Origin of the sequence: Gordonibacter pamelaeae 7-10-1-b (assembly GCF_000210055.1) — a bacterium.
Taxonomy (GTDB): Bacteria; Actinomycetota; Coriobacteriia; order Coriobacteriales; family Eggerthellaceae; genus Gordonibacter; species Gordonibacter pamelaeae.
This window is the reverse complement of the sequence record NC_021021.1, coordinates 2,574,365-2,580,160: the sequence shown is the minus strand read 5'-3', so window position 1 is coordinate 2,580,160 and position 5,796 is coordinate 2,574,365. Positions and strand designations below refer to the sequence as shown.

Here is a 5,796-nt window from a genome sequence, read left to right as displayed (position 1 = left end):
GGCGGGCGCTCGGCCAGGCGCTCGGCTATCGCGATCAGATCGGGCACGGCAGCCCCCTCCTCCTACAGCAGCGCCAGCAGCTCGTCCACGGCCTCGGGCCGCGTGGCCCAACTGGTCGCGAAGCGCACGACGGTGCGGCCGTCCGGCGCGAGCTCCCAGAAGCCGAACGACGCGTGCTCTGCCAGGCGCGCCTTGGCGTCGTCGTCCAGCACGACGAACTGCTGGTTGGTGGGCGAGTCGAGGTGCAGGTCGTAGCCCTTCGCGCGGAAGCCCTCGGCCAGGCGCTGCGCGAGCGCCACGGCGTGGCGGCCGGCGTTCTCGTAGCGCAGCCCGCCGTCTTCCTCCTCGAACAGCACGTCGAACTGCAGCCCCAGGAAGCGCCCCTTCGCCAAGAGCGCCCCACGCTTCTTCATGAGCGTGAAGAAGTGGTCGTCGAGCCCCGGCTTCGTGAACACCACAGCCTCGCCGCACAGCGCGCCCACCTTCGTGCCGCCGATGTAGAACGCGTCGCACAAACGCGCGATGTCGGGCAGCGCGACATCGGCTCCCACGGCGGCCAGGCCGTAGCCCAGGCGCGCGCCGTCCATGAACAGCCGCATGCCGAAGTCGCGGCACACCTGCGAGAGCGCCTCGAGCTCGACGAGCGAGTACACGGTGCCGTACTCGGTAGGATGCGAGATATACACCGCGCCCGGCGCCACGATGTGCTCGCGGTTCTCGTCGGCCCAGTACGCCTCGCAGTACGCGCGCACCTCGGCCGCGTCCAGCTTGCCGTCGTGCTGCGGCAGCGGCAGCGTCTTGCGCCCGCACGCCTCCACCGCGCCCGCCTCGTGCGCGGTGATGTGGCCGGTCGTGGCTGACACGATGCCCTCCCACGGCCGGAGGATCTGGTCGGCCACCGCGGCGTTCGCCTGCGTGCCTCCCACCAGGAAGTACACGGCCGCCTCTGGGCACGCGCACGCCTCCCGGATGCGCTGGCGGGCGCGCTCGCACACCTCGTCGGTGCCGTAGCCGCTCGTCTGGTCGAGGTTCGTGGCCGCCAGCCGCTCGATAATGGCCGGATGCGCGCCCTCCATATAGTCGCTGTCGAAGTGCAGCATGATATTCGTTCCGTTCCTTCCTGCTCTGTGCGTATGAGTTAACCGATCTTTTTGACGTACTTATCGTCGTATGCGAAGTCGATGTAGTAGCGGTTGTCAATGGGCAGCGTATCGAATATCGTCTTGCCTTCTTGGATGATCCCCTTGATTTTGTCATCGTGCATGCCCAGCTGGCGGAGGAAGAAGCGTATGCCGAACTCGGCAGCGTCTTCCCAGGTATACTCGTCGGGATCGTTTGCCGTAGCCAAGAGAAGGGCATCAGACATTCCCAACTGGGCCGGTACGAGAAGATTGAGCTCACGGTCGTCAATGCCCTCGATGCCCTGGTCGTCGATCACGCATTGGTAATAGTATTTCACGGTGTCGAGGGCCGAGAACGAGGGCAGGCGCTCGGTGGAGATATCGAGCAGGAAGCGCCTGAGGTTATCATCTTCGAAGTTGCGCTTCCACATATGGAAGTTCTCGATGGCCATGAGCGTGGTCTTATCGTAGGCTTTGCCGCACATCTTCTCGATATATATTTTGTTCTGGGCCTCGTATTCCGCATCGATGACCGCTGCGATGTCCCGTTTGCCGCGGAAATGGTAAGTGATACTTCCCGGCGGGATGTCTGCCTTCTTGCAGATATCGTCGTATGTGGTGTTTGCATAGCCCTTACGGTAGAACAGCTTCTTGCACACGTCGATAATCAGGTTCTTCTTTTTCTTGCCCGCTTTGAGCTTGACCATACGAATCTCCATCCCTCGTCTATGCGAGACACATTATCGCCCATCGCGACATGAAAACCGACGTGAATCGGCTTAAAGCCCAACCGGCGCGCGTGGAGGCCCGTGAAGCAAAATATGAGTATACTCAAATTTTGAGAAACGATTAAATTCGGTATTTACATCTCCGCATGAGGAGCGTAATATTAGGCACATAGAAATTGAGTACGCTCAATTTTTGGAACAACCATTCGAACGGGGAGGGGTAGGAATGGCAGTGATTGCAAGCGTTGCAATGGACTTGGCTCGCGACAAGGCGGAAAACAAGGCGAAAATGACGACGTTCATCGAGGAGGCGGCAGAAAAGGACGTCGATCTGATCCTTTTTCCCGAGCTCGCGTTGGGCGGTTTGCCAGAGAAGCCCATGTTCGTGTTCGATCCGCAGGATGCCTTCTATCAGCATGAGACGGCCGAGCTGGTGCCGGAGGGCGACTCGGTGCATTACTTCGCAGAACTGGCTGTGAGGCACGATATATACATCGCCTGGGGCATGACCGAGCAGAGCCACGAGAGTTGGGACATGATCTACAACACGCTCGTGCTCGTGGGTCCCGAGGGTTACGTGGGCAAGTACCGCAAGGTGCATCTGCCCCTGACGGAGCGCATCATGATGTACCCAGGAGAGGGCGATTATCCGGTGTTCGACACGCGGATCGGAAAGGTCGGCCTTATGATCTGCTTCGACAAGGCCTACCCCGAAGTGGCGCGAACCTTGGCCCTCAAGGGCGCCGACATCCTCCTATGTCCCACCGCATGGCCCTCAATCGAAACCAGCGAGGACGACAACGACTACAAGGCCGGTAACGTGTTCAGTTTCGCCCGCGCGCTCGAAAACATGTGCTTCTTCGTGGACTCCTGCGTGAGCGGCCCCTTCGAAATGGGGCACAGCCGCATCATCGGCCCCAATCCCATGCAGGTATGTGCGACTACCGGTTTCGAGGAGGGTATGGCCGTGGCCGACGTGGACGTGCACGGCGAGATTGCGAAGGCGCGCATCGCCTCTATGGCGGGCTCCGACTTGCTGAAGGATCGCAAGCCAGCTACCTATGGTGAGCTGGTCAAGCCGAACCGGCGCAACCCTATCTCTGGCGATATCGGCCAGTTCACCGAGTAAACGCTTCGCCTGATACGTCTAATCGAAAGGAGCGGATTATGAATCCCCTCAAAGGCCCCAGCGGCTTTGGCCGTATCGTCAACGGTGTCATGAACATTATCATGTGCGCGATCTTGAGCATTTACGTTCTCTGGACTGTGCAGAACCTGCCCGGCAACGAGGCTCTGCCCATCTTCACGCCGCTCGGCTTCCTCGTGTCATTCGTCACCAGCTTCTGCGTCGGCGAGTTTGTGGGCGACCATGTTCCCGGTTTGGCTTGGGGGCAAAAACTTGCAGGTGCGTTGGGGGTGAAAAGCAAGGTGGGCGTGCACTTCATCAGCGTGGCCGTGCTTGCCCTCGTCATGATCACGTCCATCAGCTTCATCTGCACGTGGATCAACAACATTCAGGTGGCGGGCTGGGACGGGACGTTTGCTGCTTGGATCATGGTATACCCGTTCCTGCTGGCAAGTGGGTATGTGGTCGAGCTGATCATGCTGCCCCTTGCCATGAAGATGACTGCCGCTATCAGCGGATTCGATCCCTCGAAGGCTCCGAGCCCCGAGTCGTAGGAACGGAACTTGTCTCTATCCCGAAACGCCCGCGCATAGGCGGGCGTTTCCATGTCGGGAGCACAGGCCGCTTCGCTTCAGAGCGCGGTGCCCCCCAGCAGTCGAAAGGAGGAGGACTCGTGCCTCGAAACGCTCCAAGGGCCGAACAACATATCCGCATGAACTACCTCGTTTTGAGCCTCGTGCTACTGTTGGTAGGAACATCCATAGCCATCGTGCAGTACAAAGTTCCGAGTATCTTCGAAAGCATCATGGCCGCCCACGACATGACGACGTCCACCGGCTCGTGGCTTATGTCGGTATTTACGGCCATGGGTATCTTTCTGTCGCTCCCAACGGGTGCGTTGGCCAAGAAACTCGGGCCGAGGAGCGTCTTGCTGCTCGGATGTGCCATCGTTATCTTGGGAAGCTTTCTCGGTGCGTGGGCGACATCAGCGTGGCTCATGATAGCGTCACGTGCGGTAGAGGGGGTGGCCTTCGTTTTCATCTCCGTTGCCGGCCCGCTGGCTATCGAGCAGTATGTGGACGCCGAGCATCAGGGCACGGTCAACGGTGTTTGGGCGCTCTGGATATGCTTCGGCTCGGTTATCGGATCGACTGCAACCCCGATGGTGTTCGAGGCGTTGGGCCTTACAGGAACATGGCTCGCCTACGCGGCCATCGTGGCGGGGGCTGCCGTCCTCCTCGCAGCTGTCGTACGCGTGCCGGGCAGAGACGCCGCATCGGAAGACACCGGTAATTTGCAGGCAGCCATCCCCGAAGCGTCACAGGTTGCTTGGCGCGATTACCGAGTACTCGTGCGGCCCAGCGCCCTGCTGGTCTTCTTCGCCTATGTCGTGTTCAACGCCGAGATTTTGGCAGTGCTCAGCTATGCGCCGACGTTTCTGCAGGGGCAGGGCATGAACGCCTCCCTGTCGGGGTTCGCCAGTTCGTTGCCCGGTTTGCTGGCGGCGGCATCTTCCCCGATCGCTGGGCGGTTGATAGATCGGACAGGCCGGACCAAACCGTTTCTCATGGTAGCTTTGGCGGTCAGCGGGCCGGCCACGTTCCTGATGCTTACGCAGTCGGACGCGCTCCTTTGGGTGGGGGCTGCGCTTATGGGCTTTATCGGGTACGGTGTTCCCGTGGCGAGCCTCACGGCGCTGCCCCAGATTGCCGGGCGGCGCGAGCTGCTTGGCGTTGCGACGGGCATGCTCATGTTGGCCATGTGCTTGGGCGAGTTCCTCGGTTCGCTTGTCACGCCGATGCTGCTGGGCCCCGCTATGACGAACTGGTTGTTCTGCGGCTCTGTGCTACTCACAGCAGGTTTGGCGGCCACGGCTGCCATGGCGTTCTGCCGGATCAGGTGACGTTCCGGTTAAGCAAGCTGCCGCGACCGACCGCTTGCTTGCCGCAGGATGCTACGATGTGTACTGCTGCATATAGTCTAGGATTTCCTGCCGCGAGTGCAAGCCGGTCTTCGCGTAGATGCGCTTGATATGCGCATGGGCGGTGCCCGGCGTGATGTAGAGCTCCTCTGCCACGCGTTTCTGGGTGTAGCCGAGCGCGTAGAGCGCGAGCACCTCCATCTCGCGGTCGGACAGCAGGAACTGCCGCCCCATCTCCTCGGCGTTGTGCCTCATGGACGCCTGGCGCACGTCGGCCAGGCTCTCGTGCTCGTCCAGTCCCATGATCTTCACGAGGACGCTTTCCTGCCGGGCGTTCTGCTGCTCGTGCTCCTGCACGTCGCGTCGGGAGATGTTCAGAAATTGCACGAATATGACCTGGGCCGACACGACAATGCACGACCCCATGAGCGCGTTCATGAGCGTCTCGTTCGGCACGAGGTCGAACGACCCCAGCAGCGCGACGCGCGCGATGGCGCGGCATCCCAGCCACACGAGCCAGCCGGCGATGGCGTAGTAGTACGGGTCTCGCCAGCCATAGCTCATGAACGCGATGACAACGTACCAGGTGAACGCCACCATGAGCGCGTTGAGCGTGGTGGCGAACACGGCGCCGATGTCCAGCATGTCGGGGAAGGCCGCATAGGCAATGAGCGCGAGGCAGGCCAGAAGCTCCATGACGATGAAGATGCCCACGGTGAGCACCCGCTGGCGGCCGTGCAGGACCAGCGCGATGACGGCGCCGCTGATGCCAATGGTGAGCAGGCCGTACGCTGCGCGCGTCACCGGCGTGAACGCGATGGCCTCGCCGCTGGGATAGCCGCGCAGCAAACCGATCACGACAGAGAGGACGCCTATACCGATGGCCGTGGCCGCGAGGAA

6 protein-coding genes are annotated in these 5,796 nt (G+C 61.1%); 3 read left to right on the top strand and 3 right to left on the bottom strand.

From position 1 onward, the window contains the following. Nucleotides 1–62: 62 nt before the first annotated feature. Nucleotides 63–1,100, bottom strand: a complete 1,038-nt coding sequence (locus tag GPA_RS11990; RefSeq protein ID WP_015540020.1) for a threonine aldolase family protein — start codon at nucleotides 1,098–1,100, stop codon at nucleotides 63–65. 38 nt (nucleotides 1,101–1,138) lie between these two features. Further along, on the bottom strand, nucleotides 1,139–1,828 hold the full coding sequence (locus GPA_RS11985) for a TetR/AcrR family transcriptional regulator (protein WP_015540019.1): 690 nt from the start codon (nucleotides 1,826–1,828) through the stop codon (nucleotides 1,139–1,141). Between the two features lie 247 nt (nucleotides 1,829–2,075). Here GPA_RS11985 and GPA_RS11980 point away from each other — a divergent pair, with 247 nt between their 5' ends. From GPA_RS11980 to GPA_RS11970, 3 genes are all read left to right on the top strand, one after another. After that, nucleotides 2,076–2,978, top strand: coding sequence for a carbon-nitrogen hydrolase family protein (locus GPA_RS11980; protein WP_083809111.1), 903 nt, complete (start codon nucleotides 2,076–2,078; stop codon nucleotides 2,976–2,978). A gap of 38 nt (nucleotides 2,979–3,016) precedes the next feature. Next, entirely contained in the window at nucleotides 3,017–3,529 is a 513-nt protein-coding gene (locus GPA_RS11975) for a hypothetical protein (RefSeq protein WP_041239573.1), read from the top strand. 158 nt (nucleotides 3,530–3,687) lie between these two features. Continuing rightward, complete coding sequence (locus tag GPA_RS11970) at nucleotides 3,688–4,878, top strand: MFS transporter (protein WP_015540016.1); 1,191 nt, start codon at nucleotides 3,688–3,690, stop codon at nucleotides 4,876–4,878. A gap of 51 nt (nucleotides 4,879–4,929) precedes the next feature. Here GPA_RS11970 and GPA_RS11965 read toward each other — a convergent pair. Continuing rightward, on the bottom strand, nucleotides 4,930–5,796 hold an 867-nt coding region (locus GPA_RS11965; protein WP_041239571.1), incomplete at its 5' end, for a helix-turn-helix transcriptional regulator.

Coding starts and splice junctions, on each gene's coding strand:
- GPA_RS11990 (WP_015540020.1), bottom strand. CDS start 1,100: ATGCTGCACTTCGACAGCGACTATATGGAGGGCGCGCATCCGGCCATT.
- GPA_RS11975 (WP_041239573.1), top strand. CDS start 3,017: ATGAATCCCCTCAAAGGCCCCAGCGGCTTTGGCCGTATCGTCAACGGT.
- GPA_RS11970 (WP_015540016.1), top strand. CDS start 3,688: ATGAACTACCTCGTTTTGAGCCTCGTGCTACTGTTGGTAGGAACATCC.
- GPA_RS11980 (WP_083809111.1), top strand. CDS start 2,076: ATGGCAGTGATTGCAAGCGTTGCAATGGACTTGGCTCGCGACAAGGCG.
- GPA_RS11985 (WP_015540019.1), bottom strand. CDS start 1,828: ATGGTCAAGCTCAAAGCGGGCAAGAAAAAGAAGAACCTGATTATCGAC.